Here is a 16,727-nt window from a genome sequence, read left to right on the forward strand (position 1 = left end):
TGTTATCCTCATGTTGGCGTTCAGGGAGTTACCGCAGCAGGACTGACGGGGCAACCTTCCTTGCAAGCCGCGTCAGGACGTTCCAAATAGTCGGTGACGCGGGGTTACGGAGAGAACGCCCATGAGGTTGCCGGCTCAGAAGCAGGTATGGTACTGGACCGGGGCGCTTTTTGCGCTGCTCGTGATCCTCTGGACTTTGGGCAATGCGATCCTGCCCTTCATCCTGGGGGCAGGCGTGGCCTATCTCCTGGACCCGGTGGCGGACCGGCTTGAACGGCTGGGCCTGTCGCGCACGCTTTCGGTCGTGGTGATCACGCTTCTGGCGATCCTGATCGTGGTCGTCGCCGTGCTTGTCGTCATGCCGGTGCTCGTGCGACAGACGACCGCCCTGATCAACACTGCGCCCGAAATGGCCGAGCGGTTGCAGCAATTCCTGATGGCGCGGTTTCCGCAGATCTTTACCGAAGGCAGCACACTGAACACCGCCCTTGCCGATGCGGCCAAGAATGTCAGCGCCAAGGGCGGACAATTGGTCAGCACCGTGCTTGGTTCGGTCATGGGGGTGGTCAGCATGCTGGCCCTGATCGTGATCGTGCCGGTCGTGGCCTTCTATCTGCTGCTCGACTGGGACAAGATGGTGGCGCGCCTCGATGAGTTGCTGCCCCGCGAGCACGCACCTACGATCCGCCGGCTGGCCTCGGAGATCGACGAGGCGCTGTCCGGCTTCGTGCGCGGCCAGGGGCTGGTGATCCTGATTCTGGGAACATTCTATTCCCTTGGGCTGGGGCTCGTGGGATTGCCCTTTGGGATCGCGATCGGCGTGCTGGCGGCCTCGTTATCCTTCATTCCGTATGTGGGGGTGCTGATCGGCGGGGCGACCGCCATCGGGGTCGCGCTGTTCAGCTTCTGGGGCGAGCCGATCTGGATCGCCGCGGTGATCGCGATCTTTGTCATCGGCCAGATGGTCGAGGGGAATTACCTCCAGCCGAAGATCGTGGGCGGCAGCGTCGGGCTGCACCCGGTCTGGCTGATGCTTGCTTTGACGGTTTTTGGGACGCTGTTTGGCTTTGTCGGCCTGCTCGTGGCGGTGCCCTTGGCCGCAGGGTTTGGCGTCGTGGTGCGCTATGCCGTCGGACGCTACAAAGAGAGCGCGCTTTACACCGGGCGCGAGGTTCCCCCACCGCCGCCCCCGCCCACGATGATTGAATTGGTGCCGCGCGGCACGGTCGAGCGCGAGCGCCGCATGGCCCAGCTTTCCCATGACCGGCGCGTCGCCGAATTGCATCACCAGCAGGAACTGGCGGATATGCTCGAAGAGCATCAGGCCCGCATGCGCATGCGCCATCCCGGAGCCTCAGTCTCGCAAACCGCGGGGCCGCCTTCGCCCGCCGAACTTTTCCGCGAGGCGCGGCGCAATGACGATGACCAGACCGAGAAAGGATAGCTGATCCTTGGAGCGCCAACTGGCCCTGGATCTGACCATTCCGCCCGCCTTGTCGCGGGACGATTTCTTGACCACGGCCGCCAATCGTGACGCGGTCGCGATGCTCGACGCGCCGAACCGCTGGCCCGATGGCCGGCTTCTGCTAATCGGAGGGGCCGGGGCGGGCAAATCCCATCTAGCGCGGTTCTGGGCCGAAGAGCATGGCGCGAGGGTCATCCGGGCCGCGACGATCTCGCCCGCCGGTGTCGGCATGCTGGCCCCTTGGGGCGGCGCGCTGGTGGTCGAGAGCGCGCATGAAATTGCCGGGATCTCCGAGGCCGAGGACGCGCTTTTTCACCTGTGGAACCTTGCCGGAGCGCGCAAGGCCCTTTTGCTGATCACCGCCCGGATGCCGCCGCGGGACTGGGGCATCGCCCTGCCGGACCTGCTGTCGCGGCTTGAATCCGCGGCGCAGGCGGTGCTGGGCCCGCCCGATGACGCGCTTCTGCCCGCGGTGCTGGTCAAGCTCTTCGCCGACCGCCAGATCCAGGTCGCGCCCGACGTGGTGGATTGGCTCGCGCTGCGGATGGAGCGTGACCTCGGCCTTGCCCGTCATCTCGTCGCGGCGATCGACCGCAAGTCGCTTGCCGACCGCCGTCCCGTCACCCGACGTCTGGCCGCCGAGCTTCTGGACAAGCTCTCGCCGCCAGATCCAACCTCTGCATTGTCCTTGCCGATTGAGACCCGATGACCCAGGCCGATTACCTTCGCAATCCCTTTCCGCAACCCCGCGAACTGCCCGAGGGCACGCCCGAGGGTCCGGCCCGGTTCTTCAACCGCGAGATAAGCTGGCTCAGCTTCAACTGGCGCGTTCTGGACGAGGCCCGCAATCCCCGCGTGCCCTTGCTGGAACGGCTGCGCTTCCTGTCCATCTCGGCCACCAACCTCGATGAGTTCTACACGGTCCGGGTTGCGGGCCTGCGCGAGCTTGTCCGCGAAGGCAATGCGTCCATTTCCGATGATGGGCTGACCGCCTCTCAGCAACTTGCGCTGGTCAATGCCGATGCGCGCCGGCTGATGGGCGCGCAGCAGGCGGTCTGGAACGGGCTGCGCCGCGAGATGGAACTGGCCGAGATCTCGATCCTGTCGCGCTCACGCGTCACCCGCGCCGAAGAGGAATTCCTGCGCCGCTATTTCACCGAGCAGGTCTTTCCGGTGCTCTCGCCGCTGGCGATCGACCCGGCCCATCCCTTTCCCTTCATCCCGAACCTCGGCTTTTCGCTAGCGGTGGAACTGGCGCGGGAAAGCGACGGGCGGCAGATGCAGGCCCTTCTGCCGATCCCGCAGCAGATCGCGCGCTTCGTGGCACTTCCGGGCGGCAAGCGCTTCCTGCGGCTCGAAGACCTTTTGCTGATGCATCTGCCGAGCCTTTTTCCGGGCTATCGCGACATCGGCCATTGCGCCTTCCGCGTGCTGCGCGACAGTGATCTGGAGGTCGAGGAAGAGGCCGAGGATCTGGTCCGCGAATTCGAAACCGCGCTGAAGCGCCGCCGTCGTGGCTCGGTGATCCGGCTCAAGATTACCGCGGGCGCGCCCGACCGGATGCGCCGCCTGATCATGCAGGAACTGCATGTCACCCCCGAGGAGGTCGTCGAGGTCGAAGGCTTGCTGGGCATGGCCGATCTGCGCGAGTTGGTGCTGGACAACCGCCGCGACCTGCAATGGCCGGGCTTTTTCCCGCGCGTTCCCGAGCGCGTGCAGGACCATGAGGGCGACATGTTCGCGGCCATCCGGCAAAAGGACATGCTGCTGCACCATCCCTATGAGACTTTCGACATGGTGGTGCGTTTTCTCAATCAGGCCGCGCTGGACCCGAACGTGGTCGCGATCAAGCAGACGCTTTACCGCACGTCGCGGGACAGTCCGATCGTGGATGCGCTGTGCGAGGCGGCTGAGGCGGGGAAATCGGTCACCGCGCTCGTGGAATTGAAGGCCCGTTTCGACGAGGCCGCGAATATCCGTCAGTCGCGGCGGCTGGAGCGGTCCGGCGCGCATGTCGTCTATGGCTTCATGCAGTACAAGACCCATGCCAAGATCAGCACCGTGGTCCGGCGCGAGGGCGATCAGCTGGTGACCTATACCCATTTCGGCACCGGGAATTACCACCCGATCACGGCGCGGATCTATACGGACCTGTCGCTTTTCACCTGCGACGCGGCGCTGGGGCGCGATGCCTCGAAGGTCTTCAACTTTCTGTCGGGCTATGTGCAGCCCGACGGGCTGGAAAACCTCGCCATCTCGCCGATCGACCTCAAGGAAACCCTGATCGAGCTGATCGGACGCGAGGCGGAATATGCCCGGCGTGGCCGCCCCGCCGAGATCTGGGCCAAGATGAACAGCGTCATCGAAAAGGACGTGATCGAGGCGCTCTACGAGGCAAGCGCGGCAGGGGTCCGAATCAATCTTGTGATCCGGGGCATCTGCGGCCTCCGCCCCGGCATCAAGGGCCTCTCCGAGAATATCCGCGTGAAATCCATCGTCGGGCGCTTTCTCGAACATTCCCGGATCGTGTGCTTCGGCAATGGCCATGGGCTGCCGTCGAAAAAGGCGCGGGTCTTCATGAGTTCGGCGGATTGGATGGGGCGCAATCTCTCGCGCCGGGTCGAGACGCTGGTGGAATGCCATAACGAGACGGTGAAGGCGCAGATCACCAGCCAGATCATGGCGGCGAACCTGGCCGACGAGGCGCAAAGCTGGCTTTTGCAGCCCGATGGCCGATATCTCAGATACCTGCCCGCCGGCCGTGAGGACCTGTTCAATTGTCATAAATTCTTCATGGAGAATCCGTCACTTTCCGGCCGGGGTACCAAGGGGGCCAAGGATGTGCCCGCCCTCACCCATTCGGCGGATTGACCTTGAAAGGTTAATGCCCCATCCAACTCTTGCCGCCGCAGCACGGGCACGGAAACGAAAGGAAGCCGATGAACGGTGTCATGACCACAAGCGGACAGACCATCGAACCCTTTGGTCGCTCTCTTTTCGAGCGGCTGACCGAAAGGGCGTTGAGCCGGGTGGGCGTGGTCGATGTCGGCTCGAACTCGATCCGAATGGTGGTCTTTGACGGCGCGGCGCGCTCGCCCGCCTATTTTTACAATGAAAAGGTCATGGCCGGGCTGGGGCAGGGGTTAGCCGTCACGGGCCGTCTCAATCCCGAAGGCGCGCGCCGTGGCATGGCCGCGCTGAAGCGGTTCGCGGCCCTGGCCGATGGCATGGGGATCAAGCCCCTGACCTGCGTCGCCACGGCGGCCGTGCGCGAGGCCGAGGACGGCCCCGCCTTTCGCAAGGCGGTCGAGGCCGAGACCGGGCTGCGCCTTTGGGTCATCGACGGCGAGGAAGAGGCCCGTCTTTCGGCCCAGGGCGTGCTCTTGGGCTGGCCCGAGGCGAGGGGGCTGGTCTGCGATATCGGCGGCAACTCGATGGAACTCGCGGAACTGGCCGATGGCAAGGTTGGCCGCCGCATTACCACTCCGCTCGGGCCGTTCCGACTGCAACAGGTCAAGCCGGCCGATCTGCGCGACCATATCCGCGCCATCATCGAGGACGCGGCCCGCAAGATGGGCACCGAGCACGAGCAGATCTATCTTGTCGGCGGTTCCTGGCGGGCGATTGCGCGGCTGGACATGCAGCGCGCCGATTATCCGATGACGGTGCTGCATGAATATCGCATGACGCCCGACAGCGTCGCCGATACGGTGGATTGGATCGCAAAGCAGGATCTGGGCCAGTTGCGCGGCAAGCTTGGGATCTCGTCCAGCCGGATGGAGCTTGTCCCGCTGGCCAGCCAGGTGCTGCGGGAACTGGTCAAGGCCTTTGCGCCGCCCTCGCTGGCGGTGTCGTCCTACGGGATCCGCGAGGGCTTGCTTTACGAACAGATGCCGCAAAACCTGCGCGCGCGCGATCCGCTGATCGAGGCGGCGCGATTTGCCGAGCGCCAGATGGCCCGGATGCCCGGCTTTGGCAAGAAGCTTTACCAGTTCCTCGAGCCGCTTTTCAAAGACCCTGAACCCTCGCGGGAAAGGCTGATCAAGGCGGCCTGCCTCTTGCATGACACGACCTGGCGCACGCATCCCGATTACCGGGCGGATGCCTGTTTCGACAATGTCACTCGTTCGAACATGGCAGCTTTGTCGCATAACGAACGGATTTTTCTTGGGCTTTCGCTGTTGCACCGCTATCGCAACAGCCGCGCCAATTCCGCGATGGCACCGCTCTTCAGCCTGCTGAGCGAGGCCGAGATCCGCGATGCCGAGGTGTTGGGCAAGGCCATGCGCTTTGGCGCGATGTTCTCGATCAAGGATCCGGCCGAGGCCGGCAGGCTGAAATATTCGCAGAAGAAGAAACAGGTCGAGCTGCGCCTGACCGAAACCGGGCAGGCGCTGATGGGCGAGGTGGCGCTCGCACGCTTCAACTCGCTGGCCTCGGCACTGGGGGCGGAGCCGGTGGTCATCGCCCCCTGAAGGGGGCTCAGGCCCCCCAGGTCCGCTCGAGCACGCCTATCCAGTTGCGATGGGCGATCTTGGCGGTCAGTTCCGGCCCGTAGCCGTGATCCAGCATGGCCTGCACGATATTCTGCACCTTCGAGGCGTCCGACAGGTCCTCGGGCATCTGCGCGCCGTCGTAATCCGAACCCAGCGCCACGCCATCCTCGCCGAGGACGTTCAGCAGGTGATCGAGATGGCGCAGGATGACCTCGAAGCCCTGCATCGGATCGCGGCGGCCCTCGGGATGCAGGAAGCCCACGGCATAGTTCAGCCCGACAAGGCCGCCGCTTTCGGCGATCACCTGCAATTGCCGGTCGGTCAGGTTGCGCGTGCTGGGCGCGACGGCATGGGCGCAGCTATGGCTTGCGACCAGCGGCGCGTCGGAAAGCGCGGCGATGTCGTCGAAGCCCTTCTCGTTCAGATGAGACAGGTCCAGCATGATGCGAAGCTTGTTGCATTCGCGCACCAGATCCTTGCCCGCCTCGGTCAGGCCAGGCCCGGTATCGGGTGAGCCGGGGAAGGCAAAGGGCACGCCATGACCATAGCGGGTCGGGCGCGACCAGACCGGCCCCAGCGAGCGCAGCCCCATCGCGTGCCAGACATGCAGCGCATCCATGTCGGCAATGGGCTCGGCCCCTTCGATATGCAGGATCGCGGCGATCTTGCCCGCCTCCATCGCGGCGCGGATATCGGCGGCGCTGCGGCAGATCGCCAGCGTGCCCGTGCGCTCCATCGCCATCAATTGCCCGGCCTGCGCCAGCGCGCGGGGCAGGGAATCGGCGTTCGAGACCTCATCGGGCAGGGGCAGCGAGAAGGGCGGGTTTTCCTTCATCACGGCTAATGCCGCATCCAGATCCGATTCCGGCGAGGGCGTCCAGATCGCGAAGAAACCGCCCGCAAGCCCGCCTGCCTGCATCCGCGGCAGGTCCATATGGCCGGTGCCGTCACCCTTGAGCCAAAGGCTGTCTCGTGCCGCACCTGCATCGACCATGCGCTGCAAAAAATCGTTATGCCCGTCAAATACCGGAATCATGTCGGTCTCCTGAATTGTCGGGCGCAACATGCGCGTTCGGCAAAAGACCTTCAACCGGGCGGATTTCGGCGTAATCTGGAAAGAGCGAGGTGAGGAGACCCAGCCATGACCAAGATCGCCAAGGAATTCCCCGGCCAGACGGTGATCTGCACCTTCGAGGTGACGCCCGGAACGGCCCATGACGTGATCGACGCTCTGAACGAGGCTTATGATCAGGTGATCAGCCGCCAGCCCGGCTATGTCTCGGGTGCGGTGCATCTCAATGACGCACAGACCCGGATCGCCACCTATTCGCAATGGCGCGACCGCGACGATTACAAGGCGATGCTGCGCAGTCCCGAAATGCGCGCGCGCAACCGGCTGATCCATGCCATGTGCCGCCATTTCGAGCCGGTGATGTATGAAGTTGTCGAAACCTGGCAGTTGCCTGCGAATCCCGATGCTGCAGTTGCGAATTGATCGTGCAATGCCGGGACGCCGCCCCTAGTCTGTCCTGAACCGACAAGGGCAAGGGCGAGGGGCGATCATGGCGGGACGCATCATCACCGTGGCGCAGCAAAAGGGCGGCTCGGGCAAGACGACGATCGCGGTCAATCTGGCGGTCGCCTTGCGTGGGCGGGGTCATAGCGTTGCGCTGCTCGACACCGATCCGCAGGGCAGCATGGGGCGCTGGTTTCTGGAGCGGCTCGAGCGGCTGGGCGAGGATGCCGGGCTTGAGTTCAGCACCTCCTCGGCCTGGGGCGCCAGCTACGAATCCGAGAAGCTGAAGAAGCACCATGATTTCGTGATCATCGACACGCCGCCCAAGATCGACAGCGATCTGCGCCCGGCCCTGCGCGTGGCGGCCTTGGTCATCGTGCCCGTCGCGGCCAGTCAGGTGGATCTCTGGGCGACCGAAGGCGTTCTCGACCTGGCCAGGCGCGAGAAATGCGAGACATTGATCGTGCTGAACCGGACCCGCCCGAACACGCGTCTTGTCGGAGAGATCGCCGGAAAGGCGAGCGAACTGGGGGCCGAGGTCGCCGCAGTCCAGATCGCGAATCGTGTCGCCTATGCCGAGACGCTGGGCATGGGCCTCGGGGCCGCCGACACGGCGCGCAGCCCGATCGCCCGGGGCGAGATCGAGGCGCTGGCCGACGAAGTCCTGTCCTGGCTGCCCTGAGAATTCCCTCTTGACGTGACGGCAGGTTACCCCAGTCTTTTTTGCGACCCTTCAAACGCAAGAGGCTGCGGGCATGAGGCAAGGCGGCATGGCGACGGCCGAGGTCTATCGCCGGACGGTCACGCTGCTGGGGCGCGAGAAACTGCGCGCGGCCTTGCTTGCCTCGACCGGGGTTGCGATTGCCGTGGTGCAACTGGCCGAGCCCGTCATCTTTGGCCGGATGGTGGACCGGCTTGCGCAGGGCAGCGGGGCCTTTGCCCTGATCGGGCTCTGGGCGGCGTTCGGACTGTTCGGGATCTTTGCCTCGGCGGTCACCGCGGTCGCCTCGGACCGGCTGGCGCATCGGGCGCGTCTTGCCGCTTTGGGCGAAGCTTACAGCCGCGCGATCACCCTGCCGATCGCCTATCACGCCTCAAAAGGGACGGGCACGGTCGTGCGTGCGATCCTTGCCGGGACGGATGCGCTTTTCGCGCTTTGGCTCGGCATCCTGCGCGAGCAGCTGACGGCTCTGGCAGGGATCGTGCTGCTGATCCCGACCGCGATCAGCCTCGACCCGCGCATGGCGATGATCCTCGTGGTGCTGGGCGCGGTTTATCTGGCCATCAATATCCTGGTGATCCGCAAGACCCGCGAAGGTCAGGCCCAGGTCGAGACCTATTCCGGCCAGCTCTATGGCCGGGTCGGGGATGTGCTTGGCAATGTGACGGTGGTGCAGAGCTATTCGCGTTTTGCCCGCGAGATGCAGGCGATGCGGCAGATGACGGCAAAGCTGCTCGCGGCGCAATATCCCGTCCTGACCTGGTGGGGGCTGCTGACCGTCCTGACGCGCGCCGCGGCGACCATCACAATGGTGGTGATCTTTGCCGCAGGCGCGATCCTCGCGCAGCGGGGCGAGATCAGCGTGGGCGAGATCGTCTCATTCGGCGCATTCGCGGGGCTGATGGTCGGACAGCTTGACCGGCTCTCGGCCTTTGTCGGGAACGTGTTTCGTGCGACACCTGTCATCCGCAGCTATTTCGACCTGCTCGATGCCCCTGCCGAAGTCGATGACAGGCCCGATGCCGAGGCATTGGCCCAGCCCGTTCTGGGCCATGTCGCCTATCGCGACGTGACCTACCGCTTTGCGGCAAGCGAGCAGGGTGTGTTCGACCTGTCCTTCGAGGCATTGCCCGGCCAGACCATCGCGCTGGTGGGTCCAACCGGCTCGGGCAAGACGACGACGCTTGCGCTGCTGCAGCGCCTGCGCCAGCCCGATGCCGGGACGATCCTGATCGACGGGCAGGACATAGGCGCGGTGACGCTGGCCTCGCTTCGCGCCAATATCGCTGTGGTGTTTCAAGAGGCGGGGCTGTTCAACCGGTCGATCGCCGAGAATATCCGAATCGGCCGTCCTGATGCGACGGATGCCGAGGTCGAGCAGGCGGCCCGTCTTGCCGAAGCCCATCCGTTCATCCTGCGCAAGCCCGGTGCCTATGGCTTCGTCATCGGCGAGCGCGGCAATGCGCTGTCCGGCGGCGAACGCCAGCGCATCGCCATTGCCCGTGCCGTGCTCAAGAACGCCCCGATCCTGATCCTCGACGAAGCGACCTCGGCCCTGGATCCCGCCACCGAGGCCAGGATCAAGCGGGCGATCGACAAGCTCAGGGCAAACCGGACGACGTTGATCATCGCGCATCGCCTGTCGACCGTGGCCTCGGCCGATCAGATTCTGGTTCTGGATGGCGGTCGCATCGTCGAAAGGGGGACTTTCCGCGAACTTGCCGGGCAGGACGGGCTGTTTGCCCATCTTGTCCGCGAGGGCGCGATCGTCGAGCCGAAAGAGGGCTGAAAACTGCGGCCTGAAGGGGATGTCTCAGCCGGTCTTCGCCTCGTCCCCTTCGGGAAATCCTCGCCGATAGGGCGAATTGCCAAAGGTCGTGCGATAGCATTTCGAGAAATGCGACGCCGAGGCGAAACCGCAGGCAAGCGCGACCTCCATCACGCTCATCTCGGTCTGGACCAGCAGATTGCGGGCACGTTCCAGACGCAACTCCATATAATAGCGCTTGGGCGTGCGTCCGACATAGCGCGCGAAAAGCCGTTCGAGCTGTCTGGGCGACATGCCGGCATCCAGCGCGAGCCGCGTGGGGCTGAGAGGCTCTTCGATATTGGCCTCCATCCGGGCGATGACCTGGGCAAGCCGGGGGTGACGCGCGCCGATGCGCGTCGGGATCGACAGGCGCTGCTGATCGTCCGTGCCCCGGATCGAGGTATGGATCATCTGATCGGCGACGCGATTGGCCAGCGCGCTGCCATGATCGCGGGCAATCTCATGCAGCATGAGGTCGATGGCCGCGGTCCCTCCGGCAGCCGTCAGGCGGTTGCCATCCTCGACGAATACCGTCCGGATCAGAAGGATATCGGGAAATTTCTCGGCGAACCCGTCCTGGTTTTCCCAATGGATTGTCGCACGACGGCCATTGAGCAGGCCGGCCTCGGCAAGTGTCCATGCCCCGGTGCAGACCGCGCCGATCCGCGCCCCGCGCCGCGCCTCGCGCCGGAGCCAGGCGAGGATGGCGCGGGTGCCCGCCCGCACGATGTCGAGCCCGCCGCAAACCAGAATCGTGTCCTCGCGCCCGGTTTCTCCCAGTCCGGCATCCAAGGCGATGCGCGCGCCATTCGAGCACATGGCAAAATCCGCCGCCTCGCCGATGATCCGCCAGTCGTAGAGCCTCTGGCCGGCCATGCGGTTCGCCAGCCGCAAAGGCTCGATCGCGGCAGCGAAAGAGATCATCGTAAAGCGTTCAAGCAGCAGGAAATGATAGCGCCTGGGACGGGTCTGTCCGGGGGCGGAAGTCGCGGATGGGGCTCGAAGTGAATCTGGCATGGGTGGGATTATGCGATAATGGGCGCAGATCAGCAGGCCCCGCCGTCGCGCGCAAGGCTTTTCAGCGCCAGCTTGAAGCACTATACCCCTTTCACCATCGTCAGGAGGACAGGATCATGGCATCGCAGAAAACCGCTACCGCAACCCAGGCTTGGGACAAGCGCGGCTGGCGCGCCTATCCGCGCCTCCAGATGCCAGACTATCCCGAGCAATCCGCCCTGAATGCCGTCGAGACCCAACTGGCCAAATTTCCGCCGCTGGTCTTTGCCGGCGAGGCGCGCAGGCTCAAGGCCTCGCTTGCCGACGTGTCAGAGGGGCGCTCGTTCCTGCTTCAGGGCGGGGACTGCGCCGAGAGCTTCGCCGAATTCTCGGCGGACAATATCCGCGACACCTTCAAGGTGATGCTGCAAATGGCGATCGTGCTGACCTGGGGCGCGCAGCTTCCCGTGGTCAAGGTCGGTCGCATGGCGGGCCAATTCGCCAAGCCCCGCTCGGCCGCGACCGAGACGCTGAACGGCACCGAATTGCCGAGCTATCGCGGCGACATTATCAACGGCTTCGATTTCACCGCCGAGGCCCGCATCCCCGATCCGCAGCGAATGCTTGCCGCCTATACCCAGGCTGCGGCATCGCTGAACCTGTTGCGCGCCTTCTCGACCGGCGGCTATGCCGACATGCATCGCGTTCAAAGCTGGATCAGTGATTTCACCGGCGGCGAGGAAGCTGCGCGCTACCGCGACATCGCGGACCGGATCAGCGATGCCATGGCCTTCATGGCGGCGGCCGGGGTGACTTCGGAAACCGCGCATGGGCTGGGCACGGTCGATTTCTATACCAGCCACGAGGCCCTGCTTCTGGAATATGAAGAGGCGCTGTGCCGAATCGATTCGACCACCGGCCTGCCTGTGGCGGGGTCTGGGCACATGATCTGGATCGGCGACCGGACGCGCCAGATCGACGGCGCGCATGTTGAATTCGCGCGCGGGGTTCAAAACCCGATCGGGTTGAAATGCGGTCCCTCGATTTCGGACAGCGACCTCAAGGCGCTGCTGTGGAAACTGAACCCGCAAAACGAGCCGGGCCGCCTGACGCTGATCGCGCGTTTCGGCGCAGGCTCGGTCGGCGACCACCTGCCGCGCCTGATCAAGGCGGTGGAAAGCGAAGGCGCCAAGGTCGTCTGGTCCTGCGATCCAATGCATGGCAACACGATCAAATCGCCCTCCGGCTACAAGACCCGGCCCTTTGAATCGGTGCTGCGCGAGGTCCGCGAATTCTTTGCCGTGCATCGCGCCGAGGGCACCATCCCCGGCGGCGTGCATTTCGAAATGACCGGCAAGGACGTGACCGAATGCACGGGCGGGGTCCGCGCCGTCACCGATGAGGATCTGTCCGACCGCTATCACACCGCCTGTGATCCCCGGTTGAATGCCAGCCAGTCGCTGGAACTGGCATTCCTGGTTGCAGAAGAGCTGCGCAATCGCCGCGTCGACAATTCGCGCCGGGTCAGGGCTGGCTAAGCAAGATTGGCACCGAAGCCAAGCGAGCGGCAGATCCGGTCTGCCGCTCTTTTACATTCTGTGGGGTGGGCTCCAGGTCTGAGGCTCGTTGCTGATGACGCGAAAGCGGGCGCGGCGTTCCTCGGGACCGGGTTCCGTGAGTGGCGCGCTGGCCGCCGGGTTGGAACGCGTCGCGGCGGGAAGTTTCGCGTCCTGCGGCCGGCCCGTCAGGCCGTTTGCCGAGGGGGAGGGGTCGAGCACCTGCGCGCCGCGGATGACTGGAAAGACCGCATCGGCGGTCATGTCGAAACGCCGTGGCGCAATCCCCAGCGTTCCTTCGGCCACGATGCAACCCAAGGCACGCGTGACATCGCCCAGATCGGAGCGCAGCGGCAAGAGCAGCATCTTTCCCTGCAATTCGGGCCGTCCATAGGCCGCCTGCGAGCACAGCGTCATCTCGGCGATCTGCGGTGCTTTGAACGTGCTTTCCAGCACATCAGAGAACCGCCCGCGCGATGTCGTGCTCAGAAGCGCACAGATCGGCATTCCCCGCACCTCCATCCCCATCAGATCCACGAGATGGCGACCGGCGAGCCGGATGCGTGCGGCACCCGGCGCGATCCGTTCGAGGATGAAGGCATGATCGAGCGCCCGCCGCATGCCGCGCGGATCGACATCGGCCCGGCAGGGAACCGCCCTGCCGTCGCGCAACCCGTTCCAGTAGCTGCGCACCTCGTGCAGAATCCGATCCGCGCCCATTTTGCCATGATCCCCGAGATGCAGAAGTTTACCCGCGACCGGATGTAGCGGGCGCAGGGAGGCATTTTTCTCGGGGCCGGAATCGCGGCCGGAATCCTCGGGCATATGACGAACCTAACCAGAAATACTCGTGATACCCGGCAAGATTAGCGCGACTTGGCTCCGTGACCGAGGAATTTCTTGACAAAGGGTTAAGCGAGGCGGGCCGGGGCTTGACCCCGCGGCCCGGTCTGCGCCATTCAGCCCGCGACTGGCATTCCCGAAAACACCTGAAGGAGATCGGAACCATGGAACGCAGCGGGCTTCTGATCATCCTGTCCTCGCCTTCGGGCGCAGGGAAATCGACCTTGGCGCGGCGGCTGATGGAGTGGGACCCGAGCCTGCGTTTCTCGGTCTCGGCCACGACGCGCAAGCCGCGCCCCGGCGAGGTCGAGGGCGAGCATTACTATTTCCGCGACCGCGAACAGTTTCGCGCCATGGTGGCGGCGGGCAATATGCTCGAACATGCCGAGGTCTTCGGCAATTTCTACGGCACACCGCGCGAGCCGGTGGAGGCGGCGATGCGGGCCGGGCGCGACACCTTGTTCGACGTGGACTGGCAGGGCGGGCAGCAGATCCGCGCCTCGGCGCTGGGGGCGCATGTGGTCTCGGTCTTCGTGCTGCCGCCGAGCCTGACCGAACTTGAACGCCGTCTGATCTCGCGCGGGCAGGACGCGCCCGATGTCATTGCCGGCCGGATGCAGAAAAGCCGCGACGAGATCAGCCATTGGGCCGAATATGATTACGTCATCGTCAATGAGGACATTGACCAGAGCGCCGAGGCGCTGAAAACCATTCTGACGGCGGAAAGGCTGCGCCGGGCGCGTCAGACCGGGCTTGGCCCCTTTGTGCGCGGGCTTATGGAGGAGGGTGAAGAGTGATCTGGGATCTGGACGGGATTTCCCCGCAACTGGCCGAGGATGCATGGGTCGCGCCCGACGCGCAACTGATCGGCAAGGTCGTGCTGGAGCCCGGCGCGAGCGTCTGGTTCGGTTCGGTGCTGCGCGGCGATAATGAGGAGATCCGGGTAGGCCGGAATTCGAACCTGCAGGAACTGACGGTCTGCCATACCGATATGGGCCATCCTTTGACCATTGGCGCGAATTGCACCATCGGGCATCGCGCCATGCTGCATGGCTGCACCATCGAGGATGGCGTGCTGATCGGCATGGGCGCGATTATCCTGAACGGCGCGCATATCGGTGCGGGCTCGCTGATCGGCGCAGGCGCGCTGGTGACCGAGGGCAAGGTGATCCCGCCCGGTTCGCTGGTCATGGGGTCTCCGGGCAAGGTGGTCCGGGAACTGGATGATCAGGCGCGGCTGAAACTCCTGAAATCGGCAGAAGGCTACCGCGCCAATGCGGCACGCTTCCGGGCCGGGCTGAAACCTGCGGCGGGTGAATGACCGAGGCCTTGCTGGATCAGCTTCTGACCGCGGTTCCCGTGCCGATGGTCGTGGTCGATGACGAGGCGCGCCTGATGGGCGGCAATGCCGCAATGGAGGCGCTCTTGGGGCCGGTCGAGGCCGGACGGCCCTTCGTGCACCTGCTGCGCCATCCCGAGATCAATGCCGCGCTGGATTCGGTGCTGGCAGGAGGCGGGCAGGCGCGGCTGAATGCCTCGATGGCGAGCCGAAATGGCAAGGTCTCTTGCGATGTGCTGGTGACGCCTCTGGTCTTCGCGGGCGCGCGGGCCGCCGGGATCACGCTGGAGGACCGCTCGCGAGATGAGGAAACCGGGCAGATGCGGCGCGATTTCGTCGCCAATGTCAGTCATGAATTGCGCACGCCCCTGACCGCCCTGATGGGCTTCATCGAGACTTTGCGCGGACCTGCGCGCAATGATCCGGCGGCGCAGGATCGCTTTCTGGGCATCATGGAGCGCGAGGCCGGGCGGATGAACCGGCTGATCGGCGAGCTTCTGTCGCTGAGCCGGGTCGAGCAGGACGAACGCCGCCGTCCGGTCGAAAGCATTGATCTGGCATCGCTTCTGCGCGCCGTCGTCACCACGCTTACGCCTGCTGCTGCGGCGGCGGGGGTGCGGCTCGAGGCGGCGGGCATCACGGGTCAGGTCATGGCGCCGGGCGACGCCGACCAGCTGATGCAGGTGTTTCACAACCTGATCGAGAATGCGATGAAATATGGCGGCTCCGGGGGCGTGGTGCGCGTCGGTCTGGAGCGGCTGGAGCATGAGCCGGTGCTGCGCGGTCCGGCGTGGCAGATCAGCGTCGAGGATGAGGGCGAGGGGATCGAGCATATCCACCTGCCGCGCCTGACCGAGCGCTTCTACCGTGTCGACACCCATCGCTCGCGCGAGAAGGGGGGGACCGGGCTTGGCCTCGCGATCGTCAAGCATATCGTCAACCGTCATCGCGGGCGGCTGAAGATCGAGAGCGAACGGGGCAAGGGCAGCCGGTTTCTGGTCTTGCTGCCCGAAAGCGCCGGTCGGGCCTGACGCGGCTTTGGGAAAGAAAGAAAGGCGGGGGCATCGAGTGACGCATTCCGTATGGTGGGAGTTTCCTACACCAAAGCCTGTCGGGCTCAGCGCGGCAGGTCTTTGATTTTATGCGCTGATTGACCGATTCCGACGCCTGATCTGAGCGTGATGCGCCCGAGAAAATTTTCTCGAAGCCGCGGATCCACCCTTCCGAGGCACAAAAAGTCCCGATCACCGGGACTTTTTTCTTCTGTTTCAAGGAATACAGCCAATATTCTCCCAGAAGACCACTACTTTCCCTAATGTATTGATGAAACTGGCGGAGGTTTGCCCTATGAAATTGTCGGATCGCGCAGCCGCGCACATCTTGGAACGCGAAGAGGAAGAGCGGAACAACGCATTCCGCAAGACGGCCAACGATCGTAAGCGCACGGTCTACTGGATCGGGTTCCTCGACGGAGCGCTCGCTTCACGAAGGATCGAGGACGGCGAGGAGATCGCGCTTCTGGCCGAGGCAGACAAGTTTCGGGAATTCTTTGAAGATCCTGACGCAGACGACCTTGCCGAAGATCTGCGGGCCAGGTGCTTTTCATCAGAAGACGATCTGATGGCGCAGATTTCAGTGGTGATTACAGCAAAACGCGACGAAGTCGAAGCACGAGCGGCATACTCAGAATCCGACGAAATGAACGAGTTCCTGGGCTTCTGCGCAGGAATAATCTGTGATGGCAAAATTCTTGAGCGGGAAGCGCAGGCCATTCTGGACAGGTTCCGGAGCTCAAATGTCTTGATGTCTGCCGCGCCCTTTGCTCGGGTTCGTCGCGCTGTCGAAGCGGCCATGGCAGATCAAGTATTGACGAGTGACGAGGCGGAAGAAGTTCAGGAGTGGATAGCACAACTTGTCGGAGACGGCTTCATTGACACTGGAATTCCAAACATCGGCTCCCTTGCATAGCTGGATGACCCGATCAC

Annotated in this window: 15 protein-coding genes; 12 read left to right on the forward strand and 3 right to left on the reverse strand. The window is 64.3% G+C overall.

The window, feature by feature from the left end:
- Positions 1–121 precede the first annotated feature (121 nt).
- From ESZ60_RS05220 to ESZ60_RS05235, 4 genes are all read left to right on the forward strand, one after another.
- Positions 122–1,444, forward strand: a complete 1,323-nt coding sequence (locus tag ESZ60_RS05220) for an AI-2E family transporter (RefSeq protein ID WP_134679364.1) — start codon at positions 122–124, stop codon at positions 1,442–1,444.
- Positions 1,445–1,451: 7 nt separating this feature from the next.
- Positions 1,452–2,174: a P-loop NTPase family protein gene (locus tag ESZ60_RS05225; RefSeq protein ID WP_134679365.1), complete on the forward strand. Its 723-nt coding sequence runs from the start codon at positions 1,452–1,454 to the stop codon at positions 2,172–2,174.
- Entirely contained in the window at positions 2,171–4,336 is a 2,166-nt protein-coding gene (locus tag ESZ60_RS05230; protein ID WP_134679366.1) for an RNA degradosome polyphosphate kinase, read from the forward strand. The genes ESZ60_RS05225 and ESZ60_RS05230 overlap by 4 nt, the downstream gene beginning before the upstream one ends.
- Before the next feature lie 68 nt (positions 4,337–4,404).
- On the forward strand, positions 4,405–5,940 hold the full coding sequence (locus ESZ60_RS05235; RefSeq protein WP_134679367.1) for a Ppx/GppA family phosphatase: 1,536 nt from the start codon (positions 4,405–4,407) through the stop codon (positions 5,938–5,940).
- A gap of 7 nt (positions 5,941–5,947) precedes the next feature.
- Here ESZ60_RS05235 and ESZ60_RS05240 read toward each other — a convergent pair whose 3' ends face one another.
- Positions 5,948–6,997, reverse strand: a complete 1,050-nt coding sequence (locus tag ESZ60_RS05240) for a dipeptidase (protein WP_134679368.1) — start codon at positions 6,995–6,997, stop codon at positions 5,948–5,950.
- A 105-nt stretch (positions 6,998–7,102) separates the two neighbouring features.
- Between ESZ60_RS05240 and ESZ60_RS05245 the strand changes: the two genes are divergently transcribed.
- From ESZ60_RS05245 to ESZ60_RS05255, 3 genes are all read left to right on the forward strand, one after another.
- Positions 7,103–7,456 carry an antibiotic biosynthesis monooxygenase family protein gene (locus tag ESZ60_RS05245; protein ID WP_134679369.1) on the forward strand — a complete coding sequence of 118 codons (354 nt, stop codon included), beginning with the start codon at positions 7,103–7,105 and terminating at the stop codon, positions 7,454–7,456.
- A gap of 67 nt (positions 7,457–7,523) precedes the next feature.
- Complete coding sequence (gene parA / locus ESZ60_RS05250; RefSeq protein WP_134679370.1) at positions 7,524–8,159, forward strand: ParA family partition ATPase; 636 nt, start codon at positions 7,524–7,526, stop codon at positions 8,157–8,159.
- Between the two features lie 88 nt (positions 8,160–8,247).
- Positions 8,248–9,987: a glucan ABC transporter ATP-binding protein/ permease gene (locus ESZ60_RS05255; RefSeq protein ID WP_134679371.1), complete on the forward strand. Its 1,740-nt coding sequence runs from the start codon at positions 8,248–8,250 to the stop codon at positions 9,985–9,987.
- Between the two features lie 24 nt (positions 9,988–10,011).
- Here ESZ60_RS05255 and ESZ60_RS05260 read toward each other — a convergent pair whose 3' ends face one another.
- Positions 10,012–11,025 (reverse strand): GlxA family transcriptional regulator, encoded by a 1,014-nt coding sequence (locus tag ESZ60_RS05260; protein ID WP_134679372.1) that lies wholly within the window; start codon positions 11,023–11,025, stop codon positions 10,012–10,014.
- Between the two features lie 116 nt (positions 11,026–11,141).
- On the opposite strand from ESZ60_RS05260, the gene ESZ60_RS05265 reads away from it, so the two are divergent.
- A complete protein-coding gene (locus ESZ60_RS05265) occupies positions 11,142–12,542 on the forward strand; it encodes a class II 3-deoxy-7-phosphoheptulonate synthase (protein ID WP_134679373.1) in 1,401 nt (466 codons plus the stop codon).
- 51 nt (positions 12,543–12,593) lie between these two features.
- On the opposite strand, the gene ESZ60_RS05270 is transcribed toward ESZ60_RS05265, so the two are convergent.
- Positions 12,594–13,385 (reverse strand): PAS domain-containing protein, encoded by a 792-nt coding sequence (locus tag ESZ60_RS05270; RefSeq protein ID WP_134679374.1) that lies wholly within the window; start codon positions 13,383–13,385, stop codon positions 12,594–12,596.
- 182 nt (positions 13,386–13,567) lie between these two features.
- On the opposite strand from ESZ60_RS05270, the gene gmk reads away from it, so the two are divergent.
- From gmk to ESZ60_RS05290, 4 genes are all read left to right on the forward strand, one after another.
- A complete protein-coding gene (gene gmk, locus ESZ60_RS05275; protein ID WP_134679375.1) occupies positions 13,568–14,200 on the forward strand; it encodes a guanylate kinase in 633 nt (210 codons plus the stop codon).
- The gene (locus tag ESZ60_RS05280) at positions 14,197–14,724 is read left to right on the forward strand and encodes a gamma carbonic anhydrase family protein (protein ID WP_134679376.1); all 528 of its coding nucleotides are present in this window, start codon (positions 14,197–14,199) and stop codon (positions 14,722–14,724) included. The genes gmk and ESZ60_RS05280 overlap by 4 nt, the downstream gene beginning before the upstream one ends.
- The gene (locus ESZ60_RS05285) at positions 14,721–15,773 is read left to right on the forward strand and encodes a sensor histidine kinase (RefSeq protein WP_134679377.1); all 1,053 of its coding nucleotides are present in this window, start codon (positions 14,721–14,723) and stop codon (positions 15,771–15,773) included. Before ESZ60_RS05280 ends, ESZ60_RS05285 begins: the two co-directional genes overlap by 4 nt.
- A 316-nt stretch (positions 15,774–16,089) precedes the next feature.
- Positions 16,090–16,710: a hypothetical protein gene (locus ESZ60_RS05290; RefSeq protein WP_134679378.1), complete on the forward strand. Its 621-nt coding sequence runs from the start codon at positions 16,090–16,092 to the stop codon at positions 16,708–16,710.
- Positions 16,711–16,727 lie beyond the last annotated feature (17 nt).

The sequence above is a fragment of the Paracoccus ravus genome, assembly GCF_004522175.1.
Taxonomy (GTDB): domain Bacteria; phylum Pseudomonadota; class Alphaproteobacteria; order Rhodobacterales; family Rhodobacteraceae; genus Paracoccus; species Paracoccus ravus.